18 protein-coding genes and 3 pseudogenes are annotated in these 20,629 nt (G+C 73.0%); 15 read left to right on the forward strand and 6 right to left on the reverse strand.

The annotated features are described in order from the left end of the window. Positions 1 to 334: 334 nt before the first annotated feature. The 4 genes from ACIBJF_RS43640 to tatA all read left to right on the forward strand — a co-directional run bounded on the left by ACIBJF_RS43640 (position 335) and on the right by tatA (position 3,342). On the forward strand, positions 335 to 517 hold the full coding sequence (locus ACIBJF_RS43640; protein WP_399182723.1) for a hypothetical protein: 183 nt from the start codon (positions 335 to 337) through the stop codon (positions 515 to 517). Between the two features lie 167 nt (positions 518 to 684). Then, positions 685 to 1,047, forward strand: a complete 363-nt coding sequence (locus tag ACIBJF_RS43645; protein WP_399182725.1) for an ArsR/SmtB family transcription factor — start codon at positions 685 to 687, stop codon at positions 1,045 to 1,047. A 325-nt stretch (positions 1,048 to 1,372) separates the two neighbouring features. Next, entirely contained in the window at positions 1,373 to 3,076 is a 1,704-nt protein-coding gene (locus ACIBJF_RS43650) for an LCP family protein (protein ID WP_399182727.1), read from the forward strand. 59 nt (positions 3,077 to 3,135) lie between these two features. Then, the gene (tatA, locus tag ACIBJF_RS43655) at positions 3,136 to 3,342 is read left to right on the forward strand and encodes a Sec-independent protein translocase subunit TatA (protein ID WP_399182729.1); all 207 of its coding nucleotides are present in this window, start codon (positions 3,136 to 3,138) and stop codon (positions 3,340 to 3,342) included. A gap of 19 nt (positions 3,343 to 3,361) precedes the next feature. On the opposite strand, the gene ACIBJF_RS43660 is transcribed toward tatA, so the two are convergent. The 3 genes and pseudogenes from ACIBJF_RS43660 to ACIBJF_RS43670 all read right to left on the reverse strand — a co-directional run. Beyond that, positions 3,362 to 3,595: a hypothetical protein gene (locus ACIBJF_RS43660; protein WP_399182730.1), complete on the reverse strand. Its 234-nt coding sequence runs from the start codon at positions 3,593 to 3,595 to the stop codon at positions 3,362 to 3,364. Positions 3,596 to 3,714: 119 nt separating this feature from the next. Then, entirely contained in the window at positions 3,715 to 4,584 is an 870-nt protein-coding gene (locus ACIBJF_RS43665) for a class II glutamine amidotransferase (RefSeq protein WP_399182732.1), read from the reverse strand. A gap of 149 nt (positions 4,585 to 4,733) precedes the next feature. Next, a pseudogene (locus ACIBJF_RS43670) lies at positions 4,734 to 5,135 on the reverse strand (DUF1731 domain-containing protein); the annotation flags it as partial. A 184-nt stretch (positions 5,136 to 5,319) separates the two neighbouring features. Between ACIBJF_RS43670 and ACIBJF_RS43675 the strand changes: the two are divergent. The 4 genes and pseudogenes from ACIBJF_RS43675 to ACIBJF_RS43690 all read left to right on the forward strand — a co-directional run bounded on the left by ACIBJF_RS43675 (position 5,320) and on the right by ACIBJF_RS43690 (position 6,627). Next, entirely contained in the window at positions 5,320 to 5,985 is a 666-nt protein-coding gene (locus tag ACIBJF_RS43675; protein ID WP_399182734.1) for a ScbR family autoregulator-binding transcription factor, read from the forward strand. A gap of 107 nt (positions 5,986 to 6,092) precedes the next feature. After that, positions 6,093 to 6,263, forward strand: a pseudogene (locus tag ACIBJF_RS43680) (NADPH-dependent FMN reductase); the annotation flags it as partial. A 103-nt stretch (positions 6,264 to 6,366) separates the two neighbouring features. Further along, positions 6,367 to 6,462, forward strand: a pseudogene (locus tag ACIBJF_RS43685) (NADPH-dependent FMN reductase); the annotation flags it as partial. Positions 6,463 to 6,471: 9 nt separating this feature from the next. Next, positions 6,472 to 6,627, forward strand: coding sequence for a hypothetical protein (locus ACIBJF_RS43690; protein ID WP_399182766.1), 156 nt, complete (start codon positions 6,472 to 6,474; stop codon positions 6,625 to 6,627). A gap of 94 nt (positions 6,628 to 6,721) precedes the next feature. On the opposite strand, the gene ACIBJF_RS43695 is transcribed toward ACIBJF_RS43690, so the two are convergent. After that, positions 6,722 to 7,255, reverse strand: coding sequence for a LamG domain-containing protein (locus ACIBJF_RS43695; RefSeq protein WP_399182736.1), 534 nt, complete (start codon positions 7,253 to 7,255; stop codon positions 6,722 to 6,724). 113 nt (positions 7,256 to 7,368) lie between these two features. Between ACIBJF_RS43695 and ACIBJF_RS43700 the strand changes: the two genes are divergently transcribed. Continuing rightward, positions 7,369 to 8,112, forward strand: a complete 744-nt coding sequence (locus ACIBJF_RS43700) for a class I SAM-dependent methyltransferase (protein WP_399182738.1) — start codon at positions 7,369 to 7,371, stop codon at positions 8,110 to 8,112. Positions 8,113 to 8,174: 62 nt separating this feature from the next. On the opposite strand, the gene ACIBJF_RS43705 is transcribed toward ACIBJF_RS43700, so the two are convergent. Further along, positions 8,175 to 9,341: a PucR family transcriptional regulator gene (locus ACIBJF_RS43705; protein WP_399182740.1), complete on the reverse strand. Its 1,167-nt coding sequence runs from the start codon at positions 9,339 to 9,341 to the stop codon at positions 8,175 to 8,177. Between the two features lie 159 nt (positions 9,342 to 9,500). Between ACIBJF_RS43705 and ACIBJF_RS43710 the strand changes: the two genes are divergently transcribed. The 5 genes from ACIBJF_RS43710 (at position 9,501) to ACIBJF_RS43730 (ending at position 17,823) form a co-directional block, all read left to right on the forward strand. Then, positions 9,501 to 10,994 carry a long-chain fatty acid--CoA ligase gene (locus ACIBJF_RS43710; protein ID WP_399182742.1) on the forward strand — a complete coding sequence of 498 codons (1,494 nt, stop codon included), beginning with the start codon at positions 9,501 to 9,503 and terminating at the stop codon, positions 10,992 to 10,994. Positions 10,995 to 11,067: 73 nt separating this feature from the next. Further along, on the forward strand, positions 11,068 to 11,511 hold the full coding sequence (locus ACIBJF_RS43715) for a DNA-binding protein (RefSeq protein WP_399182744.1): 444 nt from the start codon (positions 11,068 to 11,070) through the stop codon (positions 11,509 to 11,511). Between the two features lie 99 nt (positions 11,512 to 11,610). Next, complete coding sequence (locus tag ACIBJF_RS43720; protein WP_399182746.1) at positions 11,611 to 14,049, forward strand: tetratricopeptide repeat protein; 2,439 nt, start codon at positions 11,611 to 11,613, stop codon at positions 14,047 to 14,049. Then, positions 14,042 to 14,833, forward strand: a complete 792-nt coding sequence (locus tag ACIBJF_RS43725; protein WP_399182748.1) for a hypothetical protein — start codon at positions 14,042 to 14,044, stop codon at positions 14,831 to 14,833. Before ACIBJF_RS43720 ends, ACIBJF_RS43725 begins: the two co-directional genes overlap by 8 nt. Continuing rightward, positions 14,818 to 17,823 carry a CHAT domain-containing protein gene (locus tag ACIBJF_RS43730; protein ID WP_399182750.1) on the forward strand — a complete coding sequence of 1,002 codons (3,006 nt, stop codon included), beginning with the start codon at positions 14,818 to 14,820 and terminating at the stop codon, positions 17,821 to 17,823. Before ACIBJF_RS43725 ends, ACIBJF_RS43730 begins: the two co-directional genes overlap by 16 nt. A gap of 68 nt (positions 17,824 to 17,891) precedes the next feature. Here ACIBJF_RS43730 and ACIBJF_RS43735 read toward each other — a convergent pair whose 3' ends face one another. Beyond that, the gene (locus ACIBJF_RS43735; RefSeq protein ID WP_399182752.1) at positions 17,892 to 19,226 is read right to left on the reverse strand and encodes a hypothetical protein; all 1,335 of its coding nucleotides are present in this window, start codon (positions 19,224 to 19,226) and stop codon (positions 17,892 to 17,894) included. A gap of 113 nt (positions 19,227 to 19,339) precedes the next feature. Between ACIBJF_RS43735 and ACIBJF_RS43740 the strand changes: the two genes are divergently transcribed. Continuing rightward, a complete protein-coding gene (locus ACIBJF_RS43740) occupies positions 19,340 to 20,572 on the forward strand; it encodes a molybdopterin-dependent oxidoreductase (RefSeq protein ID WP_399182753.1) in 1,233 nt (410 codons plus the stop codon). The last annotated feature ends 57 nt before the right edge of the window (positions 20,573 to 20,629 follow it).

The following is a 20,629-nucleotide window of genomic DNA, read 5'->3' on the forward strand; positions in this document are numbered from 1 at the left end:
CCTGACGGCGATCCGGCTATCCCTGCCCTGCCCCGCAGGAGTCCGATTCCTCCCCGGCCTGAAGGCCGGGGCATCCTCGGAGGAACCCGGTGAACCGGACGTCGGCGCGCTGCTGTGCGCCCCGTCGGGCAAGGTGCCGTCCGTCGCTGTACCAGGGCCCGAGCCGCGGCCAGGCCTGCGGAAAGGTGCACCGCGCGCACATCCGCGTCCTCGACCGGGAAACCGGCACGGAACTGGCCCACTACGGGTGCCACCCGCCCCGCCGAAGCCTCCGGTCGCCGCCCCGCCGGCCCCGGCGTTCCCCATAACCCCGTACACCACTGACAGTTCCAGCGTGACCTGCTTCTTCGACCTCCACCACGGCCCGGGTGTGACGACCGTGACCCGGTCGCCGCAGAGGGGCTTACCCGGCCCGTGCAGACCACGGCGCCGCCGTGGCCTCATCGGCGGCGCGCTGCTCGACGTGACGTTCGACGACAACGAGCCGGAGGTGATCAACAACTTCTTCGAGGAGTGAGCCGCCCGGATCGAGACGGACGTCTCCTGCCGCTCCGCGAGCATGCGCCCGGCCCCGGCGAGGCCGGCCGGACCGTCCCCGGCGGCGGCCGGGCGCCGGAAGCGGGCGCCTACACTGGGTGGGCGCGTGTGCGTCGGCTGTGACGAGGGCGGGGACGGGAGAGGGCTGTGACGGAGAGCGCCGCCGGCTTCGGGGACCCGCCCGCCGAGGTGCTGGCCGAGGCCGCCGTGGCGTTCGGTCTGCTCGCCTCCTCCGCCCGGCTGCATCTGATGTGGGCCCTGTCGCAGGGGGAGAGCGATGTCACGCATCTCGCGGACCGGGTGGGCGGAGCGCTCCCCGCGGTCAGTCAGCACCTCGCGAAGCTCAAGCTTGCCGGACTCGTCCGCTCGCGCCGTGAGGGCCGACGGCAGGTGTACTACATCGACGACCCCGACGTCGTGACCTTGGTCCGGGTGATGGTGGGACAGCTGACCGCGCGCTCGACGCACACCGCCGCCGCTGTCCACGGCCTGCGCTGGACCGGCGGCTGAGAGCGTCGCGCGAACCGTCGGCGTGGTTCCGATCCTTTCCTTATGCCGCCTATCGCCGCTCTTGTGCAAGGCCTATATGTCGCTCTTATATGAGGCGCGTAGACTCCCGCTCCCATACCGCCCCGGCCCGCGCGGCGGTCCATGAGATGCCTCACCTGTGAATCGTGTGTGTATCTGTGCAGTTCGGGCCACAGGTTTGTTAGATTGCGCAACCACGCAAGCAAGGTGGAGCGACGCGCTCCGCCCGCCCGTACATCGCCGCGCGGGCCGGGCCGTACACCCCACGGCCCGCCCCGCAGGGCCCGACCGTTCATGGGAGTGGGAGATGAGCGACCCGTGGGACGGGCCCACCGGGCAGGCCACGCGCAGCCGTAGCGCGCGGGTGCCCGGACAGCGAACGGCCGAACCCGACGGGCCGCCCCGGCCGGGCGGCCGGGCCGCGGCCCGGGCGGCTGCCCGCGGACGCGGCAGGCGGGGGCGCCGGGCCCGTTCGGTGGGCCGCGGCAGGAAGGCGCTGAAGATCCTCGGGATAGGCCTGTCCGTGATCATCGTGGTCACGGCCGGTGCGGGCTGGTGGTTCTACCAGCACCTGAACGGCAACATCCACAGCGTCGCGCTCGACGGCAAGGGCGGCAACGAGAAGGCCGACGCCTTCGGCCGCACCCCCATCAACATGCTGGTCATGGGCTCGGACGGCCGGACCAGCCAGGCCGACTGCAAGCTCGGCGGCGGCTGCTCGAGGACCGGGGTGCAGAGCGGCAGCAACGCGGACGTGCAGATGGTGGTGCACATATCCGCCGACCGCTCCAACGCGACGGTCATGAGCATCCCGCGCGACACGATGACCCAGGTCCCTGCCTGCAAGGACACGGCGACGGGCCAGTCCACGTCCGGCTACTACGGTCAGATCAACAGCGCCCTGCAGTACGGCCCCGCCTGCCAGGTGGCCACGGTCCACCGGCTCACCGGCATCCCGATCGACCACTTCGTCAAGCTCGACTTCTCCGGCGTCGTGCAGATGTCCGACGCCATCGGCGGCGTCTCCGTCTGTGTCAGCGACAACGTGTACGACACCTACTCCCATCTGAAGCTGTCCAAGGGCACCCACACCCTCAAGGGCAAGGCGGCGCTGGAGTTCGTCCGCTCCCGCCACGGCTTCGGCGACGGCAGCGATCTCGGCCGTACGATCTCGCAGCACATCTTCCTCAGCTCGATGATCCGCAAGTTCAAGAGCGCCGGCACGCTCACCGACCCCACCGCGGTCTACGGGCTGGCCGACGCCGCCACCAAGGCGCTGACCGTGGACGACGGCCTGGGCAGCGTGAAGAAGCTGATCTCGCTCGCGTCGGACGTGAACAAGGTGCCGACCAAGCGGATGACGTTCACGACGATGCAGACGGCCCCCGACCCGAACAACAAGGACCGGGTGGTCGTGGGCCAGGGTGCCAGGACCCTGTTCTCCACCATCGCCAACGACCAGTCGCTGACCACCGGCTCCGGCAAGAAGTCCGCGGCGGCCTCGGCGACCGCGAAGGCCACCGCCTCGGCCGTGCCCGCCTCGCAGATCGCCGTCACCGTCGAGAACGGCACCTCGGTCACCGGCCGCGCCTCGGCCATCGCGGCCGCGCTGACCGACCAGGGCTTCAGCTCCGGCACGACCACGGCCAACGCGCCGAGCCCGGCGACGACGACCACGCTGACCTACGGCACCGATCAGAAGGCGCAGGCCGAGACGGTCGCCAAGGCGCTCGGTCTGCCCTCCTCGCACCTGAAGCAGGGCACCGGCAGCGGCCTGACCCTGGTGATCGGCAGCGATTGGCCCAGCGGCACCGGCTTCCCGGGCGGCAGCTCCTCACCCGCGCCGGCCGACACCCAGGCCGCCGTCGGAGGCGCCCACGCCTCCACCGCCGACCAGGCCAAGACCTGCGCCAAGGTCAGCCCCTACAGGACGGTCAGCCTCAACGGCGTCGCCATGACACCGGCCCAGGCGTACGCCGCGGCGCGCGGTAAGCCCGACTCCGACGCCTGACCGACGGCGACCCGGTTGTACAGTTGCGCAAGACCGCAAGTCAGAGAGGGGTGGGCGCGATGTTCCGCAACGGACTGGAACCCTGGCACCTGCTGATCGTGGCGATCGTCGTGATTGTGCTGTTCGGCTCGAAGAAGCTGCCCGAGGCCGCCCGTGGACTGGGCAAGTCCATGCGCATTCTCAAGAGCGAGGCCAAGGCCATGAAGGAGGACGACGCCGCCAGGCCGTCCACCGCTCCCACGGTCGAGAGCCGACCGGCCGACTGAGCCGCGTCCACCGCGCGGATCAGGGGCTGGCGACGTCGAAGCCGTACCGCAGGGGCTCGCTGGTGACGGTGTAGTCGCGGCGGTACAGATACACCGCCTCGGCGCGTACGCCACCGGGCGGTGCGGCCTCGACCGGGCAGGGGTACGTCACCTGGATCACGCGCGGCCGGTCGGAGACCTTCATCCGCAGCCCGTCCGCCGGCCCGCCGTCGAGCACGGCGGTCTCCCAACCCGTCACCTCGGTAGTCTCCACGCCGGAAAGTTTAAGGGTTGCGCAAGTTTCGGGCTCGTGAGCCGGGTCACGGGCGTGCCCCGCCTGCGCGGTCGTTCCTGCACCAGCGCGCGTGCCGGCTCGCCGAGACCCCCGCCGGGCTACGCGGGCCGCTGGGAGGCGGCTGCTTCGGGGCGCAGGTCGGAGAGGGTCAGCGGGTATGCCGGAGGGTCGGACACGGCGATGCGGGAGGTCACCCGCAGATCGGCGGCCACGTGCAGCAACTCGCCGGGAGACATCAGCTGCCACTGCGGGCTCTCGTCCATGGGCTCGCTGGCCACCACGACGGCCGGACGCTCGCCCAGATGCGCGGAGCGCACCCGCAGATGACCGTGCCTGCCGGCGTGGTCGAGATGCCGCGATCCGTGGTGACCGCCTGCCGGGCGGCGTAGCACGTACAGCTCGTGGGTGGCGGGATAACGCAGCGCCCAGAGCTCCCGCGCCGTGACGAGGACGATGTTGAGGGCGTACAGCGGCAGGTTCCCGGCGACCCAGCGGGCCGCGGACTCGATGCCGGCGGACACGTCCCCGCCGTGCGCCGCCGTCTCCCGCGTGACCAGGGCGAAGAAACGCTCGGAGTCGGTGTCCCCGCGCACCAGCGAACGGTCCTCGCCGAGCCGGCGGTCGAGCCTGTCCAGCCCCTCGATCACACCGTTGTGCGCGAACAGCCTTCCGTCCTGCTCGAAGGGGTGTGTGTTGCGCACGTCCAGCCCTCCGGTCGAGGCGTAGCGGATGTGCGCGAGGAAGGTGGCCGACTCGACCTCCCGGGCCTCCCGGGCGAAGGCGCGGTCCTCGTACGCGGCGATCGCGGCCTTGTGCACCTCCGGTGTGCCGGCCGCGTCGAAGAACCCGAGCCCGGTGCCGTCGGGCTCGCGGCGGCTCTGCACGCTGAGACTGTCGGGGGCGTCCAGCAGCCAGAACGTGGCGTGCGTCCGCAGCGGGGAGCTGATCAGCCCGAACAGTCGGCACACGGCTTCCTCCTCGTCGCCCGTCTTTTGCCGAGCCCGGTCGTCCGGCGCCCTGCCCGGGCGACCATGGTCCCGCGCGCCGGACGTTCGCGCACGCGCCACGGACGGAATCCGGCGCGCCCTCGCACCCCTCGGCCCCCTCGACGGCCTTCTCAAGCGGCCGGTCGCAGCACCGAGTCGAGCGCTCCGTCGATCGTCGGATGAGCGAAGGAGAAACCCGCCTTGTGCAGGGCGGCCGGCAGGACGCGTGCGCTGCACGTGATGCTCGCGGCGAACTCGCCGAGCGCCGCGCGCAGGGCGAGGGCCGGGACGGCGGCGAGCGCCGGACGGTGCAGCGCGCGGCTCAGCGCCCGGGTCACCTCGCGGTTCGTGAGCGGTTCGGGCGCCGTGAAGTTGACCGGCCCGGAGAGCTCCTCGGTGCCGAGGGCGAAGCGGAGCGCCGCGATGTGGTCCGTCAGGGAGATGAACGGCCAGTACTGGTCGCCGGAGCCGAGCCGGCCGCCCAGGCCGAGGCGGAAGAGCGGGAGGAGCCGGCCGAACGCGCCTGACCGGTTCCCCCGGGCAGAACAACCTTCATCGAGCCCCTCGGTTCGGTACGCACAGCGAAACCGCATATTTGAACGTGTTCAAAAAGAGGGTGATCGAGGCCTGCGTAACTGCCCTACAGCGCCTTTCCGTTGACAGGCGCTGCGGTAAGGTACGAGCTGTTTGGTTTAATTTTCAGCTTGAGGAGGGTTCATGGCTCAGCAGGAGCGAGCTGTCCGGACCCGACGTGCTGTTCTGGAAGCCGCCGCCGCGGTGTTCGCCGAGCGCGGCTACGCGGCCGCCACCATCGCCGAGATCCTCCACCGGGCCGGCGTCACCAAGGGCGCCCTGTACTTCCACTTCGACTCCAAGGCGGCGCTCGCCCGGGGTGTGCTGCAGGAGCAGACGACCACCGAGTACCACGTCCCCCGGGAACTGAAGTTGCAGGAGTGGGTGGACGCGGGCATGACGCTGGCCGAGCGGCTGCCCCGGGAGCCGATGCTGCTCGCCGGGGTCCGGCTCTCGGCCGACCTGCAGGGCCGCGATGTGTTCGGCAGCGCCTGGCCGGCCTGGGCCGAGCTGACGGGCGCTCTGCTGGCGGAGGCCAAGGAACGCGGCGAGGTGCTGCCGCACGTGGTGCCCGAGGAGACCGCCCAGGTCTTCCTCGGCGGGTGGATCGGCGTGCAGTTCGTCTCGCAGGCCGTCGCGAACTGGGCCGACCTCGACCACCGTATGTCGGCCCTCTTCAACCACCTGCTCCCCGCCGTCGCCGCGCCGGCCGTCCTCGTCCGCCTCGACACCGCACCCGACCGGGGAGCCAGGGTGATCGCGGAGGTCCGGAGGAAGCCGGCGGCGTCATTGGCCGGCGTCAACAGCTGAGTCCGCGCGCGGGGAGCACCGGTTGAGGGCGGCCGTTACCAAACCGCTGGGTCGGTTTCCTGGCTGTGTCCTGGCCGCCGTGCCAGTAGGTTGAGCGGATGACGCCGATGCCCGTGATCCTGTTGCTGTCCGGGAGCCTGCGGAAGGGCTCCACCAACGACGCGGTGCTGCGTACCGTGCAGGCCGTGGCGCCGTCCCTGGGTGTGGACACGGTGATGTACGAGGACCTGGTCCGGCTTCCGCATTTCAACCCCGATGACGACACCGACCTGTTGCCGGCCCCGGTCGCCGCTCTGCGGGCGGCGCTCGACCGTGCGGACGCCGTCCTGATCTGTACCCCCCGAATACGCCGGCACGCTGCCGGGCTCGTTCAAGAACCTGCTGGACTGGACGGTCGGGGGCACGGAGATCTGCGACAAGCCGGCCGCATGGATCAACGCGGCCGCCCCGGGCCGTGGCCAGGGCGCGGAGGCCACGCTGCGGACAGTGCTCGGCTACACGGGCGGGGCCGTCGTGGAGTCGGCCTGTGTGCGGATCCCGGTGGGACGGGACATGCTCGACGACGGCGGGCTCCTCGCCGATCCGTCGGCACGCCGCCGACTGGGCGAGGTGCTCGGGCTGTTGGCTCGGGCGGCCGGTTGAGCCCGACGCCCCCGCTCGGGTCCGGGTTCTTGATCACCAGCAGGGCGGCATCGTTCGTGGCGGCCCCGTCGCTGGACGCGACGTGCGGGAGGTCCTACGCGCCCTGTGCCAGGGCCCGGACCTCGGCCGCGGTCAGCGTTTTGCCGCAGACACGGAAGTCGTCGACCGCGGCCTTCAGACACGGATCCGGGTACTGGGACTTGCCGACGTACGCGGCCCGGATGTGGTTGCCGGAGTAGCGGGGTTCGACGGTGACCGCCGTATTCCGGCCCGCCTCGCGGCCGTCGACGTAGAGCACGGCCGCACCGGAGCCGTAGGTGACCGCCAGGCGCACCCCGCGGCCGGTCGGCAGCGGGTCGCGTCGATGCGCTGCTCGGCACCGCCGCCGCCCGTGGTGATCGCGTAGCGCAGCGTGCCCGCGCCGCTCAGCGGGGTCCGGAGCCCGGAACGGCCCGGGCAGCAGGGTCACGGCGGTGAGCGGGAACGGCGTTGCGCGGGCGGTCTGTTGGTGCGGTGATCCGGTGCGAGGGGGTGCGGCCTGGGTCGGGAGGCCGTCCGTCGCCGTCAGGGCCGCGGCGGTCGCGCCGGCCACGGTGAGGAAGGAGCGTCTGCCGAGGGGTGGAGTCACGCAGTCCTCCGCATGTCGATGGCGTGGGGGCGGGGAGTCCCGGTCTCCGGAGACGTGAGTGTGCGGCGGTAATTCGCTGGACAACTCCTTTGCTGAAGGTCAGCGTTGACGGAATGGATCAGGAGAAGATCTGGGACGCCGCCGTCGCCCAGCGCTACGACACGCCCGGCACGGGCATGTTCGCCCCCGAGGTTCTGACGCCCACGGTGGAACGCCTCGCCGAGCTGGCGGACGGCGGAGCGGCACTGGAGTTCGCGATCGGGACCGGCCGGGTCGCCGTCCCGCTGACCGGGCGGGGAGTACCCGTCACCGGCATCGAGCTGTCCGGGCCGATGGTGGAGCAACTGCGGACCAAGGCCGACGAAGCCACGATCCCCGTGGTCCTGGGTGACATGGCGACGACCCTCGCCCCCGGGACGTACAGCCTCGTCTACCTCGTCTACAACACGATCTCCAATCTGCTCACGCAGGCCGAGCAGGTCGAGTGCTTCCGCAACGCCGCCCGCCATCTCACGCCCGGCGGCCGGTTCGTGATCGAGCTGTGGGTGCCGGAACTGCGCACGCTTCCCCCGGGCAAGGAGGCCACCGTGTGGCGCGCCGACGCCGGCTACGTCGGGCTCGACACCTACGACATCCTCAACCAGCGTGTCGTATCGCACCACTTCCGCATCGACGAGACCGAGGAGGCCCGGCTGTACCGCAGCCCGCACCGCTACATCTGGCCGTCCGAACTCGACCTCATGGCCCAACTGGCCGGATTCGAGCTGGAGTCCAGGCACGCCGACTGGTCCGGCGCCGAGTTCACCGCCGACTCGCGTTCCCATGTCTCTGTGTACCGGCTGCCGCTGACGGATTAGCCGGGGAAGGACGCGCCTGCCTGCGTCGCGAGCGCCGATCACCACCGCGTCGCCGTGGACGCTCAGGAAGGCAGCAGCCGCAGGGCGTACAGCGCGGCGCCCAGGTCGGCGAGGGCCATCGGGTCGGTGAGCGGACGGCCGGTCAGCTCCTCGACGCGACGCAGCCGGTAGCGCACGGTGTTGGGGTGGACGAAGAGCCGTTCCGCGGCCCCGGCGGCGACCCCGCCCGAGGCGAACCAGTGACCGAGGGTCTGCAGCAGCCGCGCCCGCTCCGCCTCCGGCAGTTCGAGGAGCGGGCCCAGGGCGACCTCGACCAGCCGGCTCGCCTCCGCCGGAGCTGCGGCCACCAGCATCGCCAGCGGGCTGTCATCGAACCGGGTGACCCCCGGTCCCTCGCCGGGCAGTCCGGCCAGGGCCAGCCGGGCGAACCGCAGCGCCTGCGGCGTGTCGCGCAGTGAGTCGAACCGGGGGCTGACGCCGACCCGGGCACGCCGGCGGCGCAGCGCGCGCAGGCTCACCGTCTCCGCGTCCCGGTGCCCGAGCGAGACCAGCCCGATCTGCTGGTCCGGCAGCAGCCGCCACACCGACGGCACGCCGGAGCGGCGCAGCGCCACCTCGATCCCCGGCAGCGGCTCCTGGCCGGGATCCGGCACCGAAGCGGCCACCACCGCGTACGGCCCGCGCTCCGGCAGACCGAGCTGCCCGGCCGCCTCCCACAACGTCGTACGATCCGCGAGGGCGCCCGTGAACAACGCCTCGGCCAGGGCCGACCGGCGGGCCTCGCGCTGCAGCGCCAGCTCCGCGCTGGCCTCGCGGTAGGCGGCCGCCACGGCCTCCGCGTACCGGCCGAACAGCGCCCAGATCTCCGAGGAGCCGGCCACCAGTTCCGCGTCCGTGACCTCCGGGTGCCTGCGCGCCTCGTCGACCATCTCCGACCACAGCAGTTCGAAGCCGACCCGGTACGCGTGCAGGGTGTCCGCGAGCGGCACGCCCTGCTCGGCGCGCAGCCGTCCGGTCTGCTGAGCGGCTCCGACGCCCGGTTGGGTGCCGTAGGCGAAACGTCCGAGGAGTTGATCGGCGTTGCCCTCGCAGGACTCCCTGAGCGACGCCAAGGGGATCAGCGAGTCGTCCGCGTACGACTCGACCTCCGCACGGATGCGCTCGGCCATGCGCTCGCCCAGCCCCGGAAGGCGCCCACGCAACGCCGCGCCCACATTCGACAGACCCATACCCGCAGCGTACGGCGCTCCTTTTGTTCGGCGGAACAAGTCCGGAACGGGCGAACTGTGGGCGTCGCCATGGACGCCCCTGACCGTGCACGCGACCATGCCGGGAACGCTCGCGACGGGACCCGTGGGCGTGGCGGAGCATGCGTGCGAGGAGGCATCATGGCCAATCTGGCGGAATTCCTGGTGAAGACGGCGCGACGGCTGCCGGACCGCCCGGCGCTGCGGCTCGGCACGGCGACCACCACCTACGCCGACCTCGACCGGCTCAGCGCCCAGGCCGCCGCGCTGCTGCGCACCGAGGGCCTGCGCACCGGCGACCGGGTCGCACTGATGCTGCCGAACGTGCCGGAGTTCGTCGTCCTGTACTACGCCGTCCTGCGCGCCGGCGGCATCGTGGTGCCGATGAACCCGCTGCTGAAGCAGCGCGAGACCGAGTACCACCTGCGGGACTCCGGCGCCGTGCTGCTCTTCGAGTGGCATCAGGCGCCCGGCGAGGGCGCCGCGGGCGCGGCCGCCGCCGGCGTACGGCACCTGACGGTCGCACCGGCCGCCTTCGCCGCCGAACTGGCGCGCCTGGAGCCGCAGTACGAGGTGACGGCCGCCGCCGGCGACGACATCGCCGTGCTGCTCTACACCTCGGGCACCACGGGCCGTCCCAAGGGCGCGGCGCTCACCCACGCCGGGCTCCGCCACAACACCGAGGTCAACGTGACCGAGGTGCAGCGGCTGACCTCCGACGACGTGATCGTCGGCTGTCTGCCGCTGTTCCACATCTTCGGGCAGACCTGCACCATGAACGTCGCCGTCCGCAGCGGCGCGTCCCTCACCCTCGTCCCCCGCTTCGAGCCGCAGACCGTGCTCGACGCCATCGCCCGTGACCGGGCGACCGTCTTCGAGGGCGTCCCCACCATGTACGCGGCGCTGCTCCAGCACCCCGACGCCGCCGCGGCCGACGTCTCCAGCCTGCGCATGTGCGTCTCGGGCGGTGCCTCGCTGCCCGTGGAGATCCTGCACGGGTTCGAGCGGCGCTTCGGCTGCATGGTGCTGGAGGGCTTCGGCATGTCCGAGACCAGCCCGGTCGTCTCCTTCAACCACCCCGACCGCCCGCGCAAGCCCGGCTCCATCGGCACCCCCATCCGCGACGTCGAGGTCCGACTGCTGGACGACTCGGGTCGGGACGTCGCACCGGGCGAGGTCGGTGAACTGGCCGTGCGCGGGCCCAACGTGATGAAGGAGTACTGGCACCGCCCCGAGGAGACGGCCGCCGCCATCCCCGACGGCTGGCTGCGCACCGGCGACCTGGCCCGTAGGGACGAGGACGGCTACCTGTACATCGTCGACCGGAAGAAGGACCTCATCATCCGCGGCGGCTACAACGTCTACCCGCGCGAGATCGAGGAGGTGCTGCACGAGCATCCCGCCGTCGCCCTCGCCGCGGTCCTCGGCGTGCCCGACGAGCGGCTCGGCGAGGAGGTGGCCGCCGCGGTCGTCCTGCGCCCGGGAGCCCAGGCGGACACCGAGGAGTTGCAGCGGTTCGTCCGGGACCGGGTCGCCGCCTACAAGTACCCGCGCCGGCTCTGGGTGACGGACGCGCTGCCGATGGGGCCGAGCGGCAAGATCCTCAAGCGGGAGATCGCCGAGCCGGCGTCCTGAAACGACCCCGTGTGAACAACCTGTTCACCATAATCGGTTGACGTCATGTCGTGTTGACCGAAACCCTGGCCGCATGTCGTCAACCGCCGATCACACCGACCCCTTCAACCCTCCGCAGCCGGAGCAGGCCCGCGCCCAGCGGGTCCACGCCTGCCTCTTCCGCATCGCCGAGCGGCACGCGGCGACGGACGGGCAACGGCGTCGGCAGACCCACCCGTCGGTCCTCGCCCCGCACGAGGCCGTCCGGCTCGTGACGTTCCTGCTGAGCGGGGCGGCACTGCTCGACGAGGGCGAGCCGGAGGTGGACCGCGCCGACATCACGGCCGCGTTGAGCCTCGTGCCGCTGGTGCGAGCGGAGCTGGACGAACTGGAGGCCTCGCTGCTGCAGATGTCCCGCGGCCGGGGCATGACCTGGCCCGAGATCGCCTTCGGCCTCGGACTCGGCACTCCGCAGGCCGCCAGACAGCGTTACGAACGACTGGCCGACCGCACCGCCACCGACGCCGAGGACTCCTGACACCGCGACCGGCCGTCGGCCGCATGCCGAGGGCTTCGCGGGGCAACGCCCCTGCGGGCTATGGTGAAACGACGCGGGCTGAAGCGACGGGAGACTTCGGTGGGGGAGTCGGGCGCAGAGCGGGACGAGCGAATCCGTGCGCTGCTCGCGGTCCCGGCGCTGTCGGGGCCCGAGGAACTGCCCTCGGTGGCGGACACGGACGGTTATGGCGAGTTGGGTGTCTCCCGCTCGCTGTACAGCCGGGGTGAGCAGGACCCGTATGTGCGCCGGCCCTGGGTGGACGACGCGCTGGACTCGGCCCTGCGGGACAAGGACTTCGTCCTGCTGGCCGGCGGCTCCAAGGCGGGCCGGTGGCGCACCGCGTGGGAGGCGGTGCGCCGTACCCTCCCCGGCGCCCGGCTCCTGGTGCCCCAGCCGGGGGTCGCCGCCCTGGCCGAACTCCTCTGCCTGGAACCGCCGTTACGGGCCGGGGGCGCCGGTGCCGTGGTCGTCTGGCTCGATCACCTGGAGCGGTACCTGGGCATCGCGCACGGCATCGACGGCGCACAGCTGGACCGGCTCCGCTCGCTCGCCCCCCGGGTCGTGCTCCTGGCGACCGTCGAGTCCAACGTGCGCGAGCACCTGCTGTCCGCCGAGGGCCGGCTCGGACCGACCGCACGGCTGGTCCTGGACCAGGCCGCGATGGTCGTCGTACCGAGCGAGCCCAGCGCGCGGAACGAAACCGCCGAGGCCGAACCACAGTCAGCCGACGGCGAGTTGACCGGCGGCGCGGCCTTGCTGGAGCAGCGCTGGCAGCAGGGCCTGCAGGCGGAAGGCGACGAGGCGGCCGGGCTGGGCTCGGTGCTGGTGCGGGCCGCCGTGGACTGGCGGCGCATGGGCCTGTTCCGTCCGGTCACCGAGGCCGAACTGCGGGAACTGGCCGAGTTCGACCCGCGGTTCCCCGCACCGGAGCCCGATGCCGGCACACGCTGGGCCGAGGCCCTGAGGTGGGCCCTGACCGTGCCTGCTGAGGCGACGGCAGCGCTGCTGGAGGAAGTGCGCCCGGCTCCCGGGCCGACCGCCGGGCGGGCGTTCCGAGCCGCCGCATTCCTCGTGTCCCGCGCCGATCAGCCCGAAGTGCCGCCCGCCGCATGGGAGTTCGCGCTGCGCCGCTGTGACGCCTTCGAGCTGATGGCGGTCGCCGAGACCGCCCGCACCAGTGGCATGACCCAGGTCGCCGAGTCGGCGCTGCGGCAGGCCCAGCGCAGCGCCGAACCGCTGATCGCCTCCTACGCCGGGTTCCGCCTCGGCAGCGATCTGGAGAAACGCGGCGACACCTCCGGCGCGCACGGCGCCTACCGGCAGGCGGTCGCGGACGGCGGGATCCACAACGGCGTCCGGACCGAGCGGCACGAGACACCGGACGAAGCCCGCGGTACCCGCCGCGGCGCGCGCGCCGACTCCATGATGGCCGCGATGGCCTGCGTCAACCTGGCGCAGTCGCTCGCCGAGCAGGGCCGGACGGCCGAGGCGATCGCCGCCTGCCGCCAGGCGATCGACATGGACGACCCGATCGGCACCGCGCTGGCCGCGCAGAACCTCGCCGGACTGCTGCGCCGGCAGGGCGACACGGTCGCGGCGCGCTCGGCGTACGAACAGGCGCTCGCCGCCTGCACCTGGCACGGCGACCCCGCCGGACTGCGCGGGATGGTGGCCGCCGACCTGGGCGCGCTGCTCGCCGAGCAGGGGGAGACCGCCGCCGCCCTGATCGCGCTGGAGGTCGCCGTCGACTCCGGTCACCGCCTTGCCGCGCCGCGCGCCGCCGCCCGGATGGGGCTCCTGCTGAGCGAGCGGGGCGACACCGAGCAGGCCGTGGCGGCCTTCCGGCTCGCCGCCGAGGCAGGGGAGCCGGAACCCGCGGCAGCCGCCCGGCTCCAACTCGCCGTGATGACGGAGAAGACCGATCCGGAGCAGGCGGCCGACCTGTACCGGAGGACGGCCACCTGGGGCATTCCCCGCCTGACGGGCCTGGCCCTGTGCGGCCTGGGTGCCCTGCTGAGCGGCCGCGGTGACGTGTCCGGTGCCGTGCGCGCCTACCGGGAGGCGATCGAGCCGGGCCGCACCGACCCCGGCTCGGCCGCCCGAGCGGCACTCCGGCTCGGCATGCTGCTGGAGAAACAGCGCGACCCGGACGGCGCGCTGTCTGCCTACCGCGAGGCGATGCGCTCCGGCGACCCGGAGTCGGCACCCCCGGGGGCGTACGGCGCCGGCTGCGTGCTCGAACGGCGCGGGGACTTCCGCGGCGCCCGCGACGCGTTCCGCCAGGCCGCCCGCTCCGGGCATCCGCGCGTGGCCGCGTGGTCCCTGGTCCTGCTCGGCGACGTCCTGGTGCGGCTGGGGGATCCGCAGGGTGCCGGGTCCGCCCTGGAACGCGCCGCGCGCTCCGCCGATCCGGACGTACGGCAGGCCGCCCTGGAACGGATCGACCGCCTGCCGCGCGGCCCCGGCCCCGACGGCACAGCAGCCGGCACCACCGAGCCACCGTACGGGGATGTGTGACATCGACGTGAGCAACGACAGTGCGCCGGACTCCGGCGACCGCGCGCGAGCCGGCCGGTCCGGCCTGGAGGCACGACTCGGCGAGCTGACCGAGACCCTGGGCACCCACGGCTTGAGCGTCGTACGCCGGAACATCTACCACGACGAGAGCGGCGACGGCACCGGAGACCTGCTCTGGCTGTGGCTGTGCGCCACACCGCGCCGGTTTCCCGAGGAGACGCACGATCTCGTGGTCCGGTACAGCACGGCCGACGGCGACTGGCAGGTCTCCGCCCCCGACGGCCGGACCCGGCGGATCCCCGCGGACGCCGGCACGGCCCCGCCCGCCGCCCCGATCGCCGACGTCCTGTCGCCCGACCGGGGCGGCGCGCCGCCCGAACCGCCGGCGCTGCGCGACATGCCGGACTGGGTGTCGCTGGTGCTGAGCGGGGCCGCCACCGCGTTGATCATCCCGTTCACGCAGGCCGTCGCCGGCAAATCGGCCGACGACGTGTACGCGGGCCTGCGCGCCCGCCTGACCCGGCGCGGCAGACCCGCCGCAGACCCCTCCGCCGCCGACTCGACCGGTTCAGGCACGGACGCCCCGGACCCGTATGTCCCGCATGACGCCTCCGGTTTCGTCAGCATCCAGGACCCGGAAGCCGACCTCCAGCTCGTCCTGCCCGACCCCATCCCACCCGACGCGGTACGGCAGTTGATGGCCATGGACCGCTCGGAGCTGCGCGGCCGTACGCTCGTGTGGGACGACAGCAGGCAGGAGTGGTTCCGTTGCCGCCGGACCTGAACCCCGCCGGTCAGGACACCGGTTCCCGCTCCGAGGCCGATGCGCTCACCGGCCGTCTCAAGGCCTACACGACCACCCATGATCCCGCCGTCCTGCTCGAAACCGGAGCCGAGCGGGAAGCCGCCGCCCTCCTCGATACGGCCGTACGCTCCGTCGTGCGGGACATGAGCATCGACGTGCAGCCCCGGCTCCGGCTCCTCCACGACACCGGCTGGCTGTTCTGGCTGCGTGCCCTGTCCCACGCGCGGCGCAACCCGCTGAACGACCGGGATCTCTCGCTCGCCCTCGCCCTCCTCGCCCCCCTGCGCGACGCCGAGCCGCAGTCCGTGCCGGAGGCGGTCGTCGCGCAGATCCAGGCCCCGACGCCGGGCGCTCCCCAGGTGGGCGTCTGGAACGACTTCGCGGGACTGCTCCTGGAGAAGGCGGGGCCGCACGACCGAACGGCGCCGCTCGCGGCGACCGCCGTGCTGCAACTGGGCATCGTCATGGCCGAGGACAGGCCGGGCCGGGCCCGGTGCATGGGCAACACCGTGCACAGCCTGCTCCTGCTGCACGAGCACCACGCCGAGGCGGAACTCCTCGCGGGGGCCGTCGACCTGGCCCGCAGACTGGTGGCCGAGACTCCGCGGGACGCGCCCGAGCACCTCCACCATCTGGCCCGGCTGGTCGAGGCCCTGCGGCACGCCTACACCCTCCACCGCGATCCCGGAGTGCTCGCCGAGGCCATCGACCTGGCCCGTACGGTGTTCAGGGGACTGCCGCCCGGCCACCCCCGCAGGCCCGACGCGGTGACCAACCTCGCCGGACTGCTGCATCTGCGCCACGACGACGTCGGCGACTCGGAGTCGCTGCGAGAGGCCGTCGCCCTCTCCCGGGCGCTGGTCGACGGACTGCCCCCCGACCACCCCGCCCGCGCCCGGGAGCTGAACAACCTCGCCCACCAGCTGGAGGCGCTGGCCGAACTCGACGGCGAGAACGCGGACCCGGCCGCGCTGGACGAGATCATCGATCTGGGCCGCGCGGCCCTCGCCGCCCTCACCCCCGACGCCGACCCGGAACTGTGCACGGCCGTCCGGGCCGACCTCGGCCGCCGGCTCGGACAGCGTGCCCGGCGCGGCGGCCCCGGGCACGATCCGGCGGCCGACCTCGCCGAAGCCCTCCGGCTCGCCCGGCAGGCCCATACCGCCTCGGCGGGCCGGCCGACAGGAGTGGCGTTGGAGGCGCTGGCCGCCAGCCTGGCCGAGCAGTACGCCCGCACCCGTGACCCCGCCGTGCTCGCCGAGTCCATTGCCGTGCTGCGGGACGGCCTGGCCGCCGCCGTCAGCCCCGCCCAACTCGCCTCCCGCCGCTACCTGCTCGGCGCGGCCCTCAACAACCGTTATGCGGAGTACGGCGAGCCGGCGGACGCCCGTGAGGCGGCGACCCTGCTCCGCCAGGTCGCGAGGGCCGCCACGGAGAGCGTCCACAGACGGCTGGAGAGTGCCTGGCACGCCGGCAAGCTGGAGATCAACCTGGAGGACTGGCCGAGCGCCGCCGACGACCTCGCCCTGGCGGTGCGTCTGCTGCCGGACCTCGCCGGCTGGCAGCTGCGCGCCGGCGACCGGGAACGCCGGCTGCCCGCCTACGCGCCGCTGCCCACGCTGGCCGCCTCCTGCGCGCTGGCCGCCGGCTCACCGGCCCGCGCGCTGGAACTGCTGGAACAGGGACGCGGGGTGCTCCACGCGGAGGCGTCCGCCGTGCGCGTCGATCTGGAGCGGCTGCGCGTCCGCGCCCCGCGGCTCGCCTCGCCCCTGGCGGAGTTGCCGACCCGGCTGCGGTCCGAGCCGGACACCGACCGGCGCCACCGACTGGCGGACGAACGACGGCACTTGATCCAGGAGATCAAGGGCGTGCCCGGGTTCGAGGACTTCCTCCAGCCGCCGCGCCTGGAGGAGATCCTCGACGCCTGTCGCGAGGGTCCCGTGGCCGTCCCGATGTTCGGCCGCTACGGCTCCGACGCCCTGCTCGTCACCCGGGACGGCGTCCGCCGGCTGCCGCTGCCCCGGCTCACCCTCGACACCGTCCGGCGGCTCGGCCGCGATCTGCTCGGCGGCGCCGAACTCGCTCTGGACCACGGGGTCTCCCCGGCGCGCCGCAGCCTCGGCGAGTACTCCCTGCGCACCGGTCTGGCCCTGCTCTGGGACGCCGTCGTGGGACCCGTCCTCGACGCCCTGCGGGACGACCTCCGCGGCCTGCGGGAAGGCACGACGCCGCCCCGCATGTGGTGGTGTCCCACGGGGCCGCTGAGCCTCTTCCCGCTGCACATGGCCGAACGCCGCGAGGAGGGCAGCGCGTTCGCCCTCGTGGTGTCGTCCTACACGCCCACCGTCCACGCGCTCGGCCGCCTGAGCGCCTGGCGGCCCCGCCCGGACAGCCGCCCCCTGGTGGTCGCCCTGCCGCGCACCCCCGGCGCCCCGGATCTGCCGGCCGCGGACGAGGAGGCGGCCCTGCTCACCGATTCGTTCCCCGGCGCCCGCCTGCTGCGGGGGCCGGCCGCCACCCGTGAGCGGCTGATGACGGCCGTACCGGACCACGACATCGTCCATGTGGCCTGCCACGCAGGACACGACGCCGACCGTCATCACGAGGGCCACCTCGTCCTGCACGACGGCCGGCTGCACATCGGCGACATCGCGGCCGCCCGCACCGACCGGGCCGGACTGGCCTTCCTGTCCGCCTGCGGCACCGCCCGCAACCGCCTCGACCTGCCCGACGAGTCCCTGAACCTGCTGTCGGCCTTCCAACTCGCCGGCTTCAGCCACCTGGTGGGCAGCCTCTGGCCGGTGACCGACCGGATCAACACCCGGCTGGTACAGGCCTTCTACGAGCACCTGACCGCACATCAGGACGCGACGGTCGCCGAGTCCCTCCGTCACGCCGTGTCGCGGATGCGCGAGCGGGAGCCCGAACGACCCTCGCTCTGGACACCCCATGTGCACATCGGTCCCTGAGCCGGAGTGCAGCGGCACGCCCCGCACCAGCGGGAGCGGCAGACGGCTCGGCCTGTACCGACAAGCGCTCACCAGCCCGTCAGCAGCAGGTGGTTGAGGAGCAGGGCCAGGATCGCCTGGGCGGTGAGCCAGGGGCGGGGGCGGGGGAGGAGGGCGCAGGCGGGCAGGAGCCAGAGGGCGAAGGGCAGCCAGATGCGTTCCGTCTCCGCCTTGCTCATGCCGGACAGATCGGCGACCAGCAGGGCGAGCAGCGCGGCGGTGACGAGGAACGCCAGGCGTGTGTCCGCGGGGCGCCGGGGGCCGGTCCCGGGGAGCAGGGCCGTGGTCGTCCGGCGCAGGCCGGCAGCGGTGGCCGGGCCGGTGATGACGGCGGTGCAGGCGAGGTTGGCCCAGACCCAGTAGCCGTAGGGGCGGGTGCCGCCGACGCCCTGGTAGTAGCGCGTGACGAGGAGGTGGTAGGCGTGCCACCAGTCGAAGCCGGCGAGCGTGAACACCACGGGGAACACGGCCAGTCCGGCCAGCAGGGACAGCAGCAGGGTCGGGCGTTCCCGGAGTTCGCGGCGTGCCCGCGCGACGACCGCCGCGCCGATCAGGGCGAACAGGGTGAGGCCGTAGGAGAGGTAGCAGGTCAGGCCGAAGAGGAGACCCGAGACCACCGCGTACCCGTGGGACCGTCGGGTCAGGGCCAGGGCGAGCAGCGCCAGGGACCAGGCGGCGACGGCCGCGAAGTAGCCGTCGGCGGAGGTGCCCTGCCACACCGCGGCCGGGGCCAGCACCAGGAACGGCGCGGCCCGGCGCGCGAGCGTCTCGCCGGCCAGGGCGCGGAGCGCGATCAGCACGGCCACGCAGCCCGTCGCGCCGATGGTGATGCACCACATCCCGGCCCAGCCGCCGCCCCGCAGCCCGATCCGGTCCAGCAGCACGAAGGTGAGCGTGGCGGCCGGCGGATGACCGGCGATGTGCGCGGGCCAGGGGGCGGGGGTGCCGCTGACGATGTGGTGGGTGAAGTCGCGCAGGGTGGCCGGGATGTCGTGGAAGCGGCCGATGACACTGAGGTATTCGTTGCGGGTGGTCAGCCTGACGGCGATGCCCTGGTGCCAGCCGTCGACCAGGGCGAGGGACAGGATCCAGGCCAGGGCGGCCGCCCAGGCCGCCGCGAGCAGCCCACGCCACGGCAACCGGGCCGCGACGGCCGGGCCGCAGGCCACGGTGGCCGCCGCCACCGCCAGGGCCACCGGGGTGCCGGGGCCGAGGTGCGGGTCCCAGTCCGCGAACAGCGGCGGCCAGTGCACGAACAGGGTGGGGCGGGTGTCCTGGATGTGCCGGCCGACGAGGACGGCCGCCGTCACGAGGAGGGCGGCGGCACCGGCGGCGTACAGGTCGCGGCGGAGAGATCGGGTCACACCAAAACGCTAGGCCGGGAGAGCGGCACACAGCCGCCGTGCGGGCCGGACGTCAGCGTTTCGTCACCGGTCGCGGCCCCCCTTCCGGGGGTCACCCGGCCTACGGTCGGGACATGCGCGACCATCCCCGGCTTCCCACCTCCGCAGGCATCTGGCGCAGCCCCCTGCGCGGCCCCTGGTTCACCTCGGTGCTCGGCCTCGTCCTGCTCGTCGGCATCACCGTGCTGTTCGTGACCGGCCTGGTGTCGTACGCCGCCTACAACCCGGGACTGTCCCGGGTGAACGACCAGACAACGGACAAGGGCATCCTGGGCTTCTACCTCTTCGCCTGGCCCACCGACCCGGTGTGGCTGTACCGGCTCACCCAGGGCGTCCACGTCACCCTCGGCATCACCCTGATCCCCGTGTTGCTGGCCAAACTGTGGTCGGTGGTGCCGAGGCTCTTCACCCTGCCGCCGGCCCGCTCCCTCGCCCACGCGCTGGAGCGGATCTCCCTGCTGCTGCTGGTCGGCGGAGGACTGTTCGAGTTCACCACCGGAGTCCTCAACGTCCAGCTGGACTATGTCTTCCCCGGCTCCTTCTACCCGCTGCACTTCTACGGGGCATGGGTGTTCTTCGCCGCGTTCGTCGCACACGCCGTGCTGAACACGCCCACGGCGGTACGGGCCGTACGGCGGCGCGGGCAGGTACAGAGCGACCTCGTCTCCCCGCGCCCCGCGGCGCCCACCGTCTCCCGGCGCGGCGCGCTGGGGCTGGTCGGCGGTGGTTCCCTGCTGCTGTTCCTGACCACCGTCGGGCAGAGCCTGGGCGGACCCTTCCGCCGTACCGCCCTGCTCGCGCCGCACGGAACCGCCGATCCCGGCGGCGGCCCGAACGGCTTCCAGATCAACAAGACGGCCGCCTACGCCGGCATCACGGCGGCCGACACCCACGAGGACGCCTGGCGGCTCGTCGTCACCGGCCGCACCGGAACCGTACGGCTCAGCCGCGCGCAGCTCCTCCAACTGCCGCAGCACAGCGCTTCGTTGCCCATCGCCTGCGTGGAGGGCTGGTCGACCGCCGACCAGTGGTGGCGCGGGGTGCGGCTGCGGGACCTCGCGGCGCTCGTCGGGTACGACGGCGACCCGCCGGACGTGCTCGTGGAGTCCCTGCAACGGCACGGAGCGTTCCGGCGTGCGGCCCTGCGCGCCAACCAGGTGGCCGACGGACGCTCGCTGCTCGCGCTCTTCGTCAACGGCGAGGAACTGTCCCCCGACCACGGCCACCCGGCGCGGATCATCGTCCCCGCGGCACCCGGTGTACTCAACACCAAGTGGGTGGCCCGGCTGACCTTCGGAGACCTGTGATGCCGCGAAGCCTGAGCCTGGGAAGTCCCTTCCAACTGCTGCTGCTCGCCTGCTCGT

This window comes from Streptomyces sp. NPDC050743 (assembly GCF_044456925.1).
In the GTDB taxonomy this organism is placed as follows: domain Bacteria; phylum Actinomycetota; class Actinomycetes; order Streptomycetales; family Streptomycetaceae; genus Streptomyces.